This window comes from Micrococcus sp. iso_229 (genome assembly GCF_058072725.1).
The window spans coordinates 679,663-694,887 of record NZ_CM176514.1; the positions used below are offsets into that span (position 1 = coordinate 679,663).

General features: G+C 74.3%; 13 protein-coding genes. 11 read left to right on the plus strand and 2 right to left on the minus strand.

Annotated features, from left to right (window positions below):
- Positions 1–7: 7 nt before the first annotated feature.
- Together AC3RKA_RS03190 and AC3RKA_RS03195 are read left to right on the plus strand one after the other, a co-directional pair.
- Positions 8–1,063, plus strand: a complete 1,056-nt coding sequence (locus tag AC3RKA_RS03190; protein WP_044659478.1) for an alpha-ketoacid dehydrogenase subunit beta — start codon at positions 8–10, stop codon at positions 1,061–1,063.
- Complete coding sequence (locus AC3RKA_RS03195) at positions 1,060–2,487, plus strand: dihydrolipoamide acetyltransferase family protein (protein WP_336265179.1); 1,428 nt, start codon at positions 1,060–1,062, stop codon at positions 2,485–2,487. The genes AC3RKA_RS03190 and AC3RKA_RS03195 overlap by 4 nt, the downstream gene beginning before the upstream one ends.
- A 98-nt stretch (positions 2,488–2,585) precedes the next feature.
- On the opposite strand, the gene AC3RKA_RS03200 is transcribed toward AC3RKA_RS03195, so the two are convergent.
- Both AC3RKA_RS03200 and AC3RKA_RS03205 read right to left on the minus strand, forming a co-directional pair.
- Positions 2,586–3,104: a GNAT family N-acetyltransferase gene (locus tag AC3RKA_RS03200; RefSeq protein WP_145033187.1), complete on the minus strand. Its 519-nt coding sequence runs from the start codon at positions 3,102–3,104 to the stop codon at positions 2,586–2,588.
- A gap of 50 nt (positions 3,105–3,154) precedes the next feature.
- A complete protein-coding gene (locus AC3RKA_RS03205; RefSeq protein WP_363738210.1) occupies positions 3,155–3,802 on the minus strand; it encodes a TetR/AcrR family transcriptional regulator in 648 nt (215 codons plus the stop codon).
- Positions 3,803–3,915: 113 nt separating this feature from the next.
- Between AC3RKA_RS03205 and AC3RKA_RS03210 the strand changes: the two genes are divergently transcribed.
- From AC3RKA_RS03210 to AC3RKA_RS03250, 9 genes are all read left to right on the plus strand, one after another.
- Positions 3,916–5,532: a carboxyl transferase domain-containing protein gene (locus tag AC3RKA_RS03210; protein WP_489727487.1), complete on the plus strand. Its 1,617-nt coding sequence runs from the start codon at positions 3,916–3,918 to the stop codon at positions 5,530–5,532.
- A gap of 7 nt (positions 5,533–5,539) precedes the next feature.
- Positions 5,540–7,678, plus strand: coding sequence for an acetyl/propionyl/methylcrotonyl-CoA carboxylase subunit alpha (locus AC3RKA_RS03215; RefSeq protein WP_489727488.1), 2,139 nt, complete (start codon positions 5,540–5,542; stop codon positions 7,676–7,678).
- Positions 7,679–7,693: 15 nt separating this feature from the next.
- Positions 7,694–8,881 (plus strand): acyl-CoA dehydrogenase family protein, encoded by a 1,188-nt coding sequence (locus tag AC3RKA_RS03220; protein WP_049159283.1) that lies wholly within the window; start codon positions 7,694–7,696, stop codon positions 8,879–8,881.
- Between the two features lies 1 nt (position 8,882).
- Positions 8,883–9,413: a MaoC family dehydratase gene (locus tag AC3RKA_RS03225; RefSeq protein ID WP_002855019.1), complete on the plus strand. Its 531-nt coding sequence runs from the start codon at positions 8,883–8,885 to the stop codon at positions 9,411–9,413.
- Positions 9,410–10,288 (plus strand): HpcH/HpaI aldolase/citrate lyase family protein, encoded by an 879-nt coding sequence (locus AC3RKA_RS03230; protein ID WP_489727489.1) that lies wholly within the window; start codon positions 9,410–9,412, stop codon positions 10,286–10,288. The genes AC3RKA_RS03225 and AC3RKA_RS03230 overlap by 4 nt, the downstream gene beginning before the upstream one ends.
- 200 nt (positions 10,289–10,488) lie before the next feature.
- Complete coding sequence (locus AC3RKA_RS03235) at positions 10,489–10,863, plus strand: DUF485 domain-containing protein (protein WP_095695502.1); 375 nt, start codon at positions 10,489–10,491, stop codon at positions 10,861–10,863.
- Complete coding sequence (locus tag AC3RKA_RS03240) at positions 10,860–12,482, plus strand: solute symporter family protein (protein WP_002855014.1); 1,623 nt, start codon at positions 10,860–10,862, stop codon at positions 12,480–12,482. Before AC3RKA_RS03235 ends, AC3RKA_RS03240 begins: the two co-directional genes overlap by 4 nt.
- Positions 12,483–12,591: 109 nt before the next feature.
- On the plus strand, positions 12,592–13,851 hold the full coding sequence (gene dxr, locus AC3RKA_RS03245) for a 1-deoxy-D-xylulose-5-phosphate reductoisomerase (RefSeq protein WP_002855012.1): 1,260 nt from the start codon (positions 12,592–12,594) through the stop codon (positions 13,849–13,851).
- Positions 13,848–15,215: a M50 family metallopeptidase gene (locus AC3RKA_RS03250; RefSeq protein WP_489727490.1), complete on the plus strand. Its 1,368-nt coding sequence runs from the start codon at positions 13,848–13,850 to the stop codon at positions 15,213–15,215. The genes dxr and AC3RKA_RS03250 overlap by 4 nt, the downstream gene beginning before the upstream one ends.
- Positions 15,216–15,225 lie beyond the last annotated feature (10 nt).

The following is a 15,225-nucleotide window of genomic DNA, read 5'->3' on the forward strand; positions in this document are numbered from 1 at the left end:
CGAGCGCATGACCTTCGGCCGTGCGATCAACCGCGGCCTGCACCGTGCCCTGGCCGACGACCCCAAGGTCCTGCTCATGGGCGAGGACATCGGCGCCCTCGGCGGCGTGTTCCGCATCACCGACGGCCTGCAGGCCGAGTTCGGCGAGGACCGGGTGCTCGACACCCCGCTGGCCGAGTCCGGCATCGTGGGCACGGCCATCGGCCTGGCGATGCGCGGCTACCGGCCCGTCGTCGAGATCCAGTTCGATGGCTTCGTGTACCCGGCGTTCGACCAGATCGTGGCGAACCTGGCCAAGCTGCGCGCCCGCACCCGCGGCGCCGTGCCGATGCCGGTGACCATCCGTATCCCCTTTGGGGGCGGCATCGGCTCCCCGGAGCACCACTCCGAGTCGCCCGAGGCCTACTTCCTGCACACCGCGGGCCTGCGCGTGGTCTCCCCGTCCTCCCCGCAGGAGGGGTACGACCTCATCCGCGCCGCGATCGCCTCGGAGGACCCGGTGGTCTACCTCGAGCCCAAGCGTCGCTACCACGACAAGGGCGACGTGGACCTGGACGTCGCGATCCCGCCGATGAGCCCCGCCCGCATCCTGCGCGAGGGCCGTGACGCCACGCTCGTGGCCTATGGTCCGCTCGTGAAGACCGCCCTGCAGGCGGCCGAGGTGGCGGCCGAGGAGGGCGTCGAGGTCGAGGTGGTCGACCTGCGCAGCCTGTCCCCGCTGGACACCGGCCTGGTCGAGTCCTCGGTGCGGCGCACCGGCCGGCTCGTCGTGGCGCACGAGGCGTCCCGCACCGGCGGCCTCGGCGCCGAGCTCGTGGCCACGGTGGCCGAGCGCGCGTTCCATTGGCTCGAGGCCCCGCCGGTGCGCGTCACCGGCATGGACGTGCCCTACCCGCCGTCCAAGCTCGAGCACCTGCACCTGCCGGACCTCGACCGCATCCTCGACGGCCTGGACCGTGCTCTGGGCCGGCCGAATTCGCTGGACTCCGTGGACGCGTTCGCCGCCCCCGAGACCGCCGAGCAGTTCCTCGCCGCCCAGAACGCCGGGGAGGAGACCCGATGAGCCAGAAGACCTTCCGCCTGCCCGACCTCGGCGAGGGCCTGACCGAGTCCGAGATCGTGACGTGGCGCGTGGCCGAGGGCGACGCGGTGACCGTGAACCAGGTGCTCGCCGACGTCGAGACGGCCAAGGCCGTGGTCGAGGTCTCGAGCCCGTTCGCGGGCGTCGTCGCGGCCCTGCACGGCGCCGAGGGCGAGACCCTCGAGGTCGGTGCGCCCCTGGTGACCTTCACCCTCGAGGGCGCCGAGCCCGACGTCGGCGGGCCCGCCGAGGGCGACGGCCGCGTGCCCACCCTCGTCGGCTACGGTGCCGCGCCGGACACCGGCAAGCCCGGCCGCCGTGCTCGGCGCGGCTCTGCGGCCCCGGCGACGTCGGCCGCCCCGGCGGGTGAGCCCGCCCGCGGGCAGGCGCCGTCCACGTCGGAGGCGGCCCCGGCCGGCACCGGGCGCCCGCAGCCCGAGGCCGCCGAGCCGGACCGCGCGGACGCGGCCCCCGAGGCGGCGCCGGGCGAGCGGCCCCGCTGCACCCCGCCCGTGCGCCTGTATGCACGCCGCTCAGGCGTGGATCTGGAGCAGGTCACCGGCACCGGTGCGGGCGGGGTCATCACCCGCGCGGACGTCGAGGCGTTCCTGGCTGGGGGCGGGCAGCCCGCGGTCGCGGCGACGCCGCCGCAGTCCGGCGCAGAGCCGGCTGCGACCGGGGGCGTCCGCACCCTGGGCGGCCGCCCGCGCACGGAGGCCGTGCCGGTCAAGGGCGTGCGCAAGGCGACCGCGGCGGCCATGGTGCAGTCCGCGTTCACCGCCCCGCACGTGACCGAGTTCCTGCAGGTGGACGTCACCGAGACCATGGAGCTGCTCGCCGAGCTCAAGGCCTCCCGCGAGTTCCGGGACGTCAAGCTCACGCCCATGACGCTCGCCGCCAAGGCGTGCCTCGTGGCGATGGAGCGCACCCCGGACGTCAACGCCCGGTGGGACGAGGCCGCCGGCACGATCGTGCGGCAGAACTTCGTCAACCTCGGCTTCGCCGCCGCCACCCCCCGCGGCCTGATGGTGCCGAACGTCAAGGACGCCCAGGCGATGAGCCTGAGGGAGCTGGCCGACGCCATCCGCGATCTCACGGGCCTGGCCCGCGACGGGCGGCTGTCCCCGGCGGACCTGGCCGGCGGCACCTTCACGCTCACGAACGTCGGGGTGTTCGGCGTGGACGCGGGCACCCCGATCATCAACCCGGGCGAGGGGGCGATCATCGCGATCGGCCAGGTCCGGAGGATGCCGTGGGAGCACCGCGGCGAGATCGCCCTGCGGGACGTCATGACGCTGTCCCTCTCGTTCGACCACCGCTTCGTGGACGGCGAGCAGGGCTCGCGCTTCCTCGCGGACGTCGGCGCGATCCTGCGTCGCCCGGGCCTGACCCTGACCATGGTCTGACGGCCCCGGACGCGCCGCGGCCCCGCCACCCGGGCACCGGGAGGCGGGGCCGTCGTCGTGGAAGGCCGGTGCGGCCGCCGGCACGGCGCGGGCCGCGCTCAGTCGCCGGCGGGCAGCTCCATCACGAGCTCGGTGATGACCTCGGCACGGGCGTTGGAGAAGACCTTCTCCTCGCCGACGGTCTCGAAGCCGCGACGGGAGAGCACCTTCACGGAGCCCACGTTGTCCTCGGGGACGTGCGCCCGCAGCGGGCGGGCGGTGTGCTCCTCGAGGAACCGGTCCACGGCCGCGGTCGTCAGGCCCAGGCCCCAGTAGTCCTGTGCGGTCCAGAAGGACAGCTCGCCCACGCCGTCCTGCTGGGTGCACACGAGCGCGCCCACGGCGCGGCCCTCGTGCTCGATGGTCCGCACGATGGTGTGCTCGTCCCCGAGCAGGTGGGCCCAGTGGTAGTCGAAGACGCCGCGGTCCCGGGGGTTGCGGGGGGCGAAGGCGGACATCAGGTTGGCCTGCTCGTCCTGCTGGTGGAGGAAGAACTCGTCCAGATCCTCGGGTCGGACGTCACGAAGAAGCACGGCGGTGGACCTCTCGGGGCGGGGTTCGACGGCGTCCGCCGTCACGGTACCGGCCACCGTATCACCGGGCACGACGCCGGGCCGGTGCCGCCCGCTCAGTCCTCGCCGGGCAGCGGTCCGGGGGCCGTGGCCGCGGCCCAGGCCATGGCCGCGAGGGTCGCGCGGCGGGCCGCGCGGTCGGCCGCGGTGCGCCGCACGGAGCGGGGAGTGGAGTTGAGCAGGCCCAGCACGGCCTGGGCGCGGAACACGGCGGTGGCCCGGTCCTCTTGGGGGTGGACGACCTGCAGTTGGCGCGCCCACACGTCGATGTAGGCGCGCTGGGTGCGCGTGATGGCCGTGCGCGCCCCGTCGGGCAGGGCGGACATGTCGCGGTCCTGCACGCGGATCACGTCGCGCTGGGCGAGGGCGAAGTCCGCCTGGAAGCCGATGAGGGCCCGCAGGGTCTCCGCCCCCGGCGCGTGCTGCGCCTCGGCGGCCAGCCCGCCGTCGAGCAGGTCCTGTGAGGCCGTGTCGAGGATCGCCGTGAGCACGGCCGCCTTGCCGGCGAAGTGGCGGTAGATGGCGGGTCCGCTGATCCCGACGGCGGCGCCGATGTCCTCGAGGCGGACCGCGTCGAAGCCCCGGGCCGCGAACAGTCGCGCCGCGGCCGCGAGCAGGTCCACCCGACGTCGGGCCTTGGCGGCCTCCCGGGCGGTCGGCGGGGTCGCCGGGGCGGCGGGGGACGCGGGATCGGCGGCGGGCATGGGATCCACTGTAGGACGGGACGAGGCGCGCCGGGCACGCGGTCGACGTCGGTGACGATCGTCACTACACTGAGGCTCAGTTCAGTTAGTCGTCATTCACTGAAGGGGGTCTCATGACCGCCAGCACCCCGGCCCCGGCCGCGCAGGCCGCGCCCACCGTGGCCGAGCGCAACGCGGCCGGCCATGCCCGGCTCGAGCAGGAGCTCGCCGACCTCGTCGCCCGCACGTCGCTCGGCGGGCCCGAGCGCTCGCGTGAGCGCCACACCGGCCGAGGCAAGCTGCTGGTGCGGGACCGCATCGACGCGCTGCTCGACGAGGGCTCGCCCTTCCTCGAGGTCGGCGCGCTGGCCGCGCACGGCCTGTACGACGGGGACAGCCCCGCCGCCGGCGTCGTGGCGGGCATCGGCCTGGTCCACGGCCGCCTCGTGATGGTGGTCGGCAACGACGCCACCGTGAAGGGCGGCACCTACTACCCCATGACGGTGAAGAAGCACCTGCGAGCCCAGGAGATCGCCCTGGAGAACCACCTGCCGTGCATCTACCTCGTGGACTCCGGCGGTGCGTTCCTGCCCCGCCAGGGCGAGGTCTTCCCGGACCGCGAGCACTTCGGCCGCATCTTCCGGAACCAGGCGCTGCTCTCCTCGCAGCGCATCCCGCAGCTGGCAGCGGTGTGCGGCTCCTCCACGGCGGGCGGCGCGTACGTGCCGGCCATGTCGGACGAGACCGTGATCGTGCGCGAGCAGGGCACCATCTTCCTCGGCGGCCCCCCGCTCGTGAAGGCCGCGATCGGGGAGGACGTCTCGCCCGAGGACCTCGGCGGCGGCCGGCTGCACGCCGAGCGCTCCGGCGTCGCGGACCACCTGGCGGACGACGACCTGCACGCCATGCAGATCCTCCGGGACATCGTGGCCACCCTGCCCCCGGCCGAGGCGCCGGCCTGGGAGGTCGCCCCCGCCGCGGAGCCCGCCAAGGACCCGGCCGAACTGACCAGCGTCGTGCCCGTGGACGTGAACACCCCCTACGACGTGCACGAGGTGATCGACCGCCTCGTGGACGGCGGCTCCGTCCACGAGTTCAAGCCCCTCTACGGCACCACCCTGGTCACCGCGTTCGCACGGATCGACGGCCACCCCGTAGGCGTCCTCGCCAACAACGGCATCCTGTTCGGCGACTCCGCCCGCAAGGGCGCGCACTTCATCGAACTGTGCGACCAGCGCGGCATCCCGCTGCTGTTCCTGCAGAACATCTCCGGCTTCATGGTGGGCCGGGACGCGGAGGCCGGCGGCATCGCGCGCGACGGCGCCAAGATGGTCACCGCCGTCGCCACCGCCCGCGTGCCCAAGCTGACCGTGGTGATCGGCGGCTCGTTCGGCGCCGGCAACTACGCGATGTGCGGCCGCGCCTACTCACCCCGCTTCCTGTGGATGTGGCCGAACGCGCGCATCTCCGTGATGGGCGGTCCGCAGGCCTCCTCCGTGCTCACGCAGATCAAGCAGGACCAGCGGGCCGCCGCGGGGGAGGAGCCGATGTCCCCCGAGGAGGTCGAGGCCTTCCAGGCGCCGGTCCGCCGGCAGTACGAGGACCAGGGCAGCCCCCTGTACTCCACCGCCCGCCTCTGGGACGACGGTGTGATCACCCCCGGCCAGACCCGCCGGGTGCTCTCCCTGGCCCTCGACGTCATCTCCCGTTCCCCGCTGCCGGACTCCCGGTTCGGCCTGTTCCGCATGTGAGGCACCCGTGATCGAGAACCACGCCCAGGGGACGCCCCTGTTCGACACCGTGCTGGTGGCCAACCGCGGCGAGATCGCCGTGCGCGTCATCCGCACCCTGCGCCGCCTCGGCATCCGCTCGGTGGCCGTGCACTCCGACGCCGACGCCGACGCGCGGCACGTCCGCGAGGCGGACACGGCGGTCCGCCTCGGCCCGGCCCCGGCTCGCGAGTCGTACCTGGACATCGACGCCGTCGTCGACGCCGCGCGCCGCACCGGCGCGCAGGCCGTGCACCCCGGCTACGGCTTCCTGTCCGAGAACGCCGACTTCGCCCGCGCACTGGACGCGGCAGGCATCGTGTTCGTGGGCCCTCCCGTGGGCTCGCTCGACGCGATGGCGGACAAGATCCGCGCGAAGGAGACCGTGGCCGCGTACGACGTGCCGGTGGTCCCCGGCATCCAGGACCCCACGCTCACCGACGAGCAGATCACGGCCGAGGCCGAGCGCGTCGGCTTCCCGCTGCTGATCAAGCCCTCCGCGGGCGGCGGCGGCAAGGGCATGGTGGCCGTGCGCGCCGCCGAGGAGCTGCTCGGCGCCCTCGCCTCCGCCCGGCGCACCGCGCGCTCGGCGTTCGGCGACGACACGCTGCTGCTCGAGCGGCTCATCACCGCGCCCCGGCACATCGAGGTGCAGGTGTTCGCGGACGCCCACGGTGCCACCGTGCACCTGGGTGAGCGCGAGTGCTCCCTGCAACGCCGCCACCAGAAGGTGATCGAGGAGGCCCCCGCGCCCCTGCTGACCGGGCTGGCGCACGGGGCCGAGCTCCGCGAGCGCCTGGGCCGGGCCGCCGTGGACGCAGCCGTGTCCGTGGGCTACCGCGGTGCCGGCACCGTCGAGTTCCTCGTCTCGGACGAGAACCCGGACGAGTTCTTCTTCATGGAGATGAACACCCGCCTGCAGGTGGAGCACCCGGTCTCCGAGGAGGTCGTCCGGGTGCGCGGACAGCGCCTGGACTTCGTGGAGCTGCAGCTGCGCATCGCCGCGGGGGAGCCGCTCGGCTTCGCCCAGGCAGACGTGAGCCTCGACGGCGCCGCCGTCGAGGCACGCGTCTACGCGGAGGACCCCGCGAACGGCTTCCTGCCCTCCACCGGGCCGGTGCTGCGCTGGCGCGAGCCCGCCGGCGAGGGCGTCCGCGTCGACACGCTCCTGCTGCCCTCGCAGGGCGAGGAGCGTGCGTTCGGCTCTGTCCTGACGATCCGCGACGACGACGGTGCGCTGTGGGAGGGGCTCGCGGCCCCGGACGGTGAGCAGCCCGAGATCACCGGCTTCTACGACCCGATGATCGCCAAGCTCATCGCCCGCGGCGCCGACCGCGCCGAGGCCCTGGACCGGCTCGACGCCGCGCTCGCGGACACCGTGCTGTTCGGCGTCCGCTCCAACCTGGGCTGGCTGCACGAGCTCGCCGCTCGTGAGGACGTGCGGGCCGGCCGACTCACCACCGAGCTGATCGACGGCCTCGAGGCGTGGACCGCCCCCGCGCTCCCCGAGGACCTCGCCGCGCTCGCGGCCGAGGCCCTGGCCGACGTGTCCGAGGACGCGGCCGCCGCCGAACGCCGCGCGGCCGGCACCGCGTGGGCCCGGGCGGACGGCTGGCGCGGCGCAGGCGCCCCGCAGCCCGGGATGCGCGTCCGGGTGGGGGACGAGGACCGGATCCTCACCGCCCCCGCCGCCGACGCCGAGGTGGACGAGGACGCCGGAGCCCTGGCGGGCGTCAACCTCCTGGCCGGTGACCCGCGGGACCCGCGCTCGGCGTGGCTGCACCGCGACGGCGCCGCGTGGCAGGTCCGCCGCCTCACCCGGGCCGAGGTGGTCGAGGCCGCCCGCGCGGCCGCGGCCGCGCGCCGTGCCCCGGCCGGCGCAGCGTCCCCCGAGGCCCGCACACCCATGCCGGGCACCGTCGTCGCCGTGTCCGTGGCCACCGGGGACACCGTGGCCGCGGGCCAGGAGCTGGCGGTGGTCGAGGCCATGAAGATGGAGCACCCCGTCACGGCCGCCGTCGCCGGCGTCGTGACCGTCCACGTCGCCGAGGGCGACTCCGTGGCCGCGCAGGCGTTGATCGCCGTCGTCGAGCCCGCCGAGCACGCAGCACCCGAAGAGAACGCCTGAGAACAGGAGAGGACCATGAGCACCAAGCACCGCACCCTGCCCGCCCTCGAGGAGGACTACCAGGTCCTCTCCGACACCGTCCGCGAGTTCGCCGACGAGGTCGTGGCCCCGGTCTCCGCCGAGCTGGACGCCCAGCACGAGTTCCCGTACGAGATCGTGGCCCAGATGGGCGAGATGGGCCTGTTCGGCCTGCCGTTCCCCGAGGAGTACGGGGGCATGGGCGGCGACTACTTCGCCCTGGCCCTGGCCCTCGAGCAGCTCGGCCGCGTCAACCAGTCCGTGGCCATCACCCTCGAGGCCGGCGTCTCCCTGGGCGCGATGCCGCTGCTGAAGTTCGGCACCGAGGAGCAGAAGCAGCGCTGGCTGCCGGACCTCGTGGCCGGCACGCACCTGGCCGGCTTCGGCCTCACCGAGCCGGGCGCGGGCTCCGACGCCGGCGGCACCCAGACCACCGCCGCGCTCGAGGACGGCCAGTGGCGCATCAACGGCGCCAAGGAGTTCATCACCAACTCCGGCACGGACATCACCTCGCTCGTCACCGTCACCGCCGTGACCGGCACGGTGGAGGGCAGGACCGGCCACGACGGCCGCCCCGCCAAGGAGATCTCCACGATCCTCGTGCCCGCCGGCACCGAGGGCTTCTCCGTGGCCAAGGCCTACGACAAGGTCGGCTGGAACTCCTCGGACACCCACGCCCTGCACTTCACGGACGCGCGCGTGCCGGAGGAGAACCTGCTGGGCGCCCGCGGCCGCGGCTTCGCCAACTTCCTCGAGATCCTGGACGAGGGCCGCATCGCCATCGCGGCCCTGGCCACCGGCGCGGCCCAGGGCTGCGTGGACGAGTCGGTCGCCTACGCCAAGCAGCGGACCTCGTTCGGCCAGAAGATCGGGCAGTTCCAGGCCGTGTCCTTCAAGATCGCCCGCATGCAGGCCCGCGCGCACGCCGCCCGCCTGGCCTACTACGAGGCCGCCCAGAAGATGCTGGCCGGCAAGCCGTTCAAGACCGAGGCCGCCATGGCCAAGCTGATCGCCGGCGAGGCCGCCATGGACAACGCCCGGGACGCCACCCAGGTGTTCGGCGGCTACGGCTTCATGAACGAGACCCTCGTGGCCCGTCACTACCGCGACTCCAAGATCCTCGAGGTCGGCGAGGGCACCACCGAGGTGCAGCTCATGCTGATCGCCCGCGAGCTGGGCCTCTGACGTGACGGAACGCGTCGAGATCGAGCAGCGGGGCCGCTACGCGGACGAGCTGGCGGTCGGTCAGGTCTACCTGCACCGGCCCGGCCGCACGCTCACCGAGGCGGACAACGTGCTGTTCACCACCCTCACCATGAACCCGCAGGCCCTGCACCTGGACCACGCGTACGCGGCGGCCCAGCCGTTCGGCCGGCCGCTGGTCAACTCGATGCTGACGCTGTCCACCCTGGTGGGCCTCGCCGTCGGTCAGACCACGCAGGGCACGCTCGTGGCCCAGCTCGGCCTGGGGGAGATCGCGTTCCCGAAGCCGGTCTTCCACGGGGACACGCTCTACGGGCGCTCCGAGGTCACCGCGATCCGCGAGTCCTCCTCGCGGCCGGGGCAGCGGATCGTCACGTTCGCGATGACGGGGGAGAACCAGCACGGCGACGTCGTCGTCCGCGCCCAGCGCACGTGCCTGATGTGGACCGCGCAGGCGCACGCGGAGGCCAAGGCGAAGGCCGCCGACGCCGCAGGGACGGGGGAGCGGGCATGAGCGCGCTGGCCCTCGGACCGGCCGTCATGTTCACCCCGGCGGACCGCTCCGAGCGGTACGCCACGGCGCTCGAACGCGCGGACGCGGTGATCCTCGACCTCGAGGACGCCGTCACCCCGGAGGCCCGGCCCGCCGCGCGGGACGCCGTTGCGGCGGCCTGGGTGGGGCGGGCGACGGGCGGGGTCGACGGCGGCCCGCTGGACGAGGACCGCGTGGTGGTGCGCGTGAACCCCGCGGGCACCGCGGACCACGACGCCGACCTGGCCATGCTCGCCGGGACGGGCTGGCGCACGCTCATGCTCGCCAAGGCCGAGTCCGCCGCGCAGGTGGACGGGGTCGTCGCCGCCCTCGGACCGCAGACCCGCGTCGTCGCCCTGTGCGAGACCGCGGCCGGGATCCTCGCCGCCGCCGAACTGGCCGCCCACCCGCACGTGGGTGCGCTGATGTGGGGCGCCGAGGACCTCGTGGCGTCGATGGGCGGCAGCGCCTCCCGCACCCCCGAGGGCGCCTACCGCTCCGTGGTCCAGCACGCCCGCGCGACGGTGCTGCTGGCGGCGGCCGCCCACGGCGCGGCCGCGTGGGACGCCGTCCACCTGGACCTCGGCGACGAGGCCGGGCTGGCCGCCGAGGCCGAGGACGCCGTCGCCCTGGGCTGCGCCGCGACCGTGTGCCTGCACCCGCGCCAGGTGCCCATCGTGCGTTCCGCCTACACGCCCGCGCCGGAGGCCCTCGAGCGCGCCCGCCGCGTCCTCGCCGCGGCTGAGGGCCGGCACGGCGCCTTCGCGCTGGACGGGACGATGGTCGACGAGGTCGTCCTCGCGCAGGCCCGCGCGCTCCTGCGCCGCGCGGATGCGGTGGGGCCAGCCGGCGCCTGAGCGTCTCCCGGCGGCTCCGCGCCCCGGCGGCCCCGTGCCGTCGGGGCGCAGCCGTGTCCGCACGGCTGCGCACCGGGGCTGTCACATGGGCACACGGCCCAGGGGCGCGCTTGACGGCGCACCCCTCCGCCCGTCACAGTGTGGTTGTCATCACAGTGATCTGTCTCACACTGACCCGTCCCACGCACCCCGGAGGGCCCATGTCATCCAGCGAGCCCACGGCGCCGGTCCCCACGGCCGCGCAGTTCCGCGCCGCGCAGCAGTCCGAGGAGTTCGCCGAGCTCCGGCGCACCCACCGATCCTTCGCCTTCCCCATGACCGTGGCGTTCTTCGTCTGGTACCTGGTGTTCGTGATCGTCGGAGCGTTCTTCCCCGAGTTCATGGCGATCCGCCTCGGCGGCAACATCACCCTCGGCCTGATCCTCGGCCTGCTCCAGTTCGTCACCACGTTCCTGATCACCTTCGCCTACGTCCGTTTCTCCAACCGGACCCTGGACCCCCGCGCCACCGCGCTGCGCGAGCGCCTCGAGCGCGAGGCCGCCGGCGCCCACGAGAACCCGGAGGCCACGCGATGAGCGCTTCGACCCCCCTGCTCCAGGCCGCCGCGCAGACGGTCGGCAACCCCGCCGTGAACATCGGCATCTTCGTGGCGTTCGTCGTGGTCACCCTCGTGATCGTGATCCGCGCGTCCAAGACGAACGCGTCCTCGGCGGACTACTACGCCGGTGGCCGCGGCTTCTCCGGCACCCAGAACGGCACGGCCATCGCGGGTGACTACCTCTCCGCGGCCTCGTTCCTCGGCATCGTGGGCGCGATCGCCCTCTACGGTTACGACGGCTTCCTCTACTCGATCGGCTTCCTCGTCGCCTGGCTCGTCGCCCTGCTGCTGGTGGCCGAGCTGCTGCGCAACACGGGCCGGTTCACCATGGCGGACGTGCTGTCCTTCCGCCTGCAGCAGCGTCCCGTGCGCATCGCCGCCGCCTTCGGCACCATGGCCGTCTGCCTCTTCTACCTTCTGGCCCAGATGGCCGGCGCCGGCGGCCTGGTGTCCCTGCTGCTGAACATCAACGACCGGGCCGGCCAGGCCCTCGTGATCGTGATCGTCGGCGTGCTCATGATCGTCTACGTGCTGATCGGCGGCATGAAGGGCACCACCTACGTGCAGATCATCAAGGCGATCCTGCTGATCGCCGGCGCGGGGATCATGACCGTGTGGTCGCTGGCCCTGTTCGGCTTCGACTTCAACGCCCTGCTGGGGGCCGCCGTCGAGCTGAACCCGAAGGGCGAGGCGATCCTCGAGCCGGGCCTGCAGTACGGCGCCAGCGCGCTGACCCGCCTCGACTTCGTGTCCCTGGGCATCGCGCTCGTGCTCGGCACGGCCGGCCTGCCGCACGTGCTCATGCGGTTCTACACGGTGCCCACCGCCAAGGAGGCGCGCAAGTCCGTGGTGTGGGCCATCGTCCTCATCGGCGCGTTCTACCTGTTCACCCTCGTGCTGGGCTACGGCGCCGGCGCACTGATCGGTCCCGAGCGCATCCTGGCGGCGCCCGGCGGGCAGAACTCCGCGGCCCCGCTGCTGGCGTTCGAGCTCGGCGGCTCCATCCTGCTGGGCCTGATCTCGGCGGTCGCGTTCGCCACCATCCTCGCGGTGGTCGCGGGCCTGGCCATCACGGCGGCGGCGTCCTTCGCCCACGACGTGTACGGCTCCGTGATCGCCAAGCACCCGCTCACCCCGCAGGAGGAGGTGCGGATCGGCAAGATCACCGTGGTGGTGATCGGCGTCCTGGCGATCGTCGGCGGCATCGCCGCCCAGGGCCAGAACGTGGCGTTCCTCGTGGCGCTCGCCTTCGCGGTGGCGGCCTCGGCGAACCTGCCGACCATCCTCTACTCCCTGTTCTGGCGGCGCTTCACCACCCGCGGCGCGGTGTGGTCGATGTACGGCGGACTGCTCTCCGCGATCATCCTGATCGTCCTGTCCCCGGTGATGTCCGGGACGCCGACCTCGATGATCCCGGGCGCGGACTTCGCGGTGTTCCCGCTGAAGAACCCGGGCATCGTCTCCATCCCGCTGGCCTTCTTCCTCGGCTGGCTCGGCTCGGTGACCTCGTCGCGCGCCGAGGACCCGGACAAGCAGGCCGAGATGGAGGTCCGCTCCCTCACCGGCATCGGCGCCGAGAAGCCGGTGCAGCACTGATCCGCGGCTGACCCGGTCCCACGGGGGTCGGCGGGGCGGGACATCGCGGTGCGGCGTCCGTCCGGCCGGCCCCCCGTCCGTGTCCAGGCCCGGCTGGCATCATGGCGGGGTGACGCACGGATCCCTCACCGACTACACGCTGCCCGCCCCCGACCCGGCGGACGACGGCGGCGCCCCGCGCGCCGTCGCCCTGATCGGCTCCACGGGCTCGATCGGCACCCAGGGCCTCGACGTGATCGCCCAGGACCCCGCCCGGCTCCGGGCCGTCGCGCTCGCGGGCGGGGCGAACACGACCCTGCTGGCCGAGCAGGCCGTGCGCTTCGAGGTCGAGGCGGTGGGCTCCGCCGCGGCGGGGGAGGAGGAGCTGCGGGCCGCCCTCGCCGACGCCGCCGCCCGCCTCGGGCGCCCGGCCCCCCGGCCCGTGCTGTTCACCGGTCCGTGCGCCGCCGAGCAGATCGCCGCGTGGCCCGGCGCCGACACCGTGCTGAACGGGATCACGGGCTCGATCGGCCTGCGGCCCACCCTCGCCGCGCTGCACGCCGGTCACCGCCTGGCCCTGGCCAACAAGGAGTCGCTCATCGTCGGCGGGGCCCTCGTGAAGGCCGCCGCGGCACCAGGGCAGCTCGTGCCGGTGGACTCCGAGCACTCCGCGCTCGCGCAGGCGCTGCGCGGCGGCACGGCGGACGAGGTCCGCCGCCTCGTGCTCACGGCCTCGGGCGGGCCGTTCCGGGGCCTGGACCGCGCCGCCCTGCACGCCGTCACGCCCGCCCAGGCCCTCGCCCACCCCACGTGGGACATGGGCCGCGTCGTCACCACCAACTCCGCCTCTCTCGTGAACAAGGCCCTCGAGGTGATCGAGGCCCACCTGCTGTTCGACGTGCCCCTGGACCGGATCGACGTCGTGGTCCACCCGCAGTCCGTGGTGCACTCGATGGTCGAGTTCGTCGACGGGTCCACGCTCGCCCAGGCCTCCCCGCCGGACATGCGCCTGCCCATCGCCCTCGGGCTGTGCTGGCCGCGCCGGGTCCCGGGCGCGGCCCCGGCCTGCGACTGGACGCGGGCGGCCACCTGGACCTTCGAGCCCCTCGATGAGGAGGCCTTCCCCGCCGTGCGGGCCGCGAAGGAGGCGGCGGCCGCCTCGCCCACCCACATGGCCGTGTTCAACGCCGCCAACGAGGAGGCGGTGGACGCCTTCCACGCCGGCGCCCTGCCCTTCGACGGGATCGTGGACACGGTCCGCGCCGTCGTCGCCGACTACGCCCCCGAGGACGTGCTCGCCGCGGCCGGCCACGACCCCGCGGCGCTCACCGTGGACGCCGTGCTCGCCGCCGAGGCCTGGGCGCGCCGTGCGGCGCGGGCCCGCTGGTGACCGTCGTGGAGATCCTCTGGTACGTCGCGGGTGTCCTCGCGGTCGCGTTGGGCCTGGCGGTCTCGATCGCCCTGCACGAGGTCGGCCACCTCATCCCGGCCAAGCTCTTCGGCGTGCGCGTCACGCAGTACATGATCGGCTTCGGCCCGACGCTCTTCTCCTGGCGCCGCGGCGAGACGGAGTACGGGTTCAAGGCCGTCCCGCTGGGCGGCTACGTCGCGATGATCGGGATGCTGCCCCCGCCGCGGCCCGGACAGACGCCCCGCACGGCGTCCACGGGCTTCGTCCAGCAGCTGGGCCGCCTGGCCGACGACGCGCGGGCCCAGGCCGCCGAGGAGGTCCGCCCCGGCGACGAGCACCGCCGCTTCCTCGCCCTGCCGGTGTGGAAGCGCGTGGTGATCATGCTCGGCGGGCCGTTCATGAACCTGCTCATCGCGCTGGGCCTCACCGCCCTGCTGGTCACCACGGTGGGCACCTCGCAGCCCAGCACCACCGTCGCCGAGGTCTACCGGTGCGTGGTCACGACGCAGGAGCAGCAGACCCGCGCCGCCTCCGGCGGGACAGAGGACTGCCGCCCGGGCGATCCCGCCGGGCCCGCCCACGAGGCGGGACTGCGCCCCGGGGACACCGTGCTCGCCTTCGACGGGCAGCCGGTCTCCGACTGGGACGCCCTCTCCGCCGCGATCCGGGACCGCGCCGGACAGCCCACCCGGATCGAGTGGGAGCGCGACGGCGAGCGGATGAGCGCCACCCTGACCCCGCGCCTGACGGAACGGCCCGTGACGGACGCGCTGGGCCGGCCCGAGCGGGCCCCCGACGGGACCGTCGCGACCCACGAGGTCGGGTTCATCGGCATGGGCTCCCAGGTCCAGACCGTGCGCGGCACCCCGCTCGACGCCGGCCCGCTCGTCGCCCAGCAGGTGCGCGGCGTCGTCGACGTCGTCCTCGTCCTGCCGCAGCGGCTGTGGGACACCGCCGTCGCCGTGGTGACCCCGGCCGAGCGCGACCCGGACGGCCCGATGTCCGTGGTGGGGGTCGGCCGGATCGCCGGGGAGGCGGCGGCGCTCGAGCAGGCCACGCTGACGGACAAGGCCGCCCTGCTGCTGTCCCTGCTCGCGGGCGTGAACGTGGCGCTCATGGTGTTCAACCTCATCCCGCTGCTCCCGCTCGACGGCGGCCACGTGGCCGGCGCCCTGTGGGAGGCGGTGCGCCGCGGCTGGGCCCGGACCACGGGCCGCCCCGACCCGGGGCCGTTCGACCTGGCCCGCATGCTGCCGCTGACCTACGCGGTGGGCGCGGCGATGCTGCTCATGGGCGTCGTCCTGATCGTGGCGGACATCGTGGAGCCGGTCCGGCTGTTCTGAGCCCGGCCCG

Excerpts from the sequence above, each read along its gene's own strand:
- AC3RKA_RS03235 (WP_095695502.1), top strand. The coding sequence starts at position 10,489 with ATGTCATCCAGCGAGCCCACGGCGCCGGTCCCCACGGCCGCGCAGTTC.
- AC3RKA_RS03205 (WP_363738210.1), bottom strand. The coding sequence starts at position 3,802 with ATGCCCGCCGCCGATCCCGCGTCCCCCGCCGCCCCGGCGACCCCGCCG.
- AC3RKA_RS03240 (WP_002855014.1), top strand. The coding sequence starts at position 10,860 with ATGAGCGCTTCGACCCCCCTGCTCCAGGCCGCCGCGCAGACGGTCGGC.
- AC3RKA_RS03230 (WP_489727489.1), top strand. The coding sequence starts at position 9,410 with ATGAGCGCGCTGGCCCTCGGACCGGCCGTCATGTTCACCCCGGCGGAC.
- AC3RKA_RS03210 (WP_489727487.1), top strand. The coding sequence starts at position 3,916 with ATGACCGCCAGCACCCCGGCCCCGGCCGCGCAGGCCGCGCCCACCGTG.
- AC3RKA_RS03220 (WP_049159283.1), top strand. The coding sequence starts at position 7,694 with ATGAGCACCAAGCACCGCACCCTGCCCGCCCTCGAGGAGGACTACCAG.
- AC3RKA_RS03190 (WP_044659478.1), top strand. The coding sequence starts at position 8 with ATGACCTTCGGCCGTGCGATCAACCGCGGCCTGCACCGTGCCCTGGCC.
- AC3RKA_RS03195 (WP_336265179.1), top strand. The coding sequence starts at position 1,060 with ATGAGCCAGAAGACCTTCCGCCTGCCCGACCTCGGCGAGGGCCTGACC.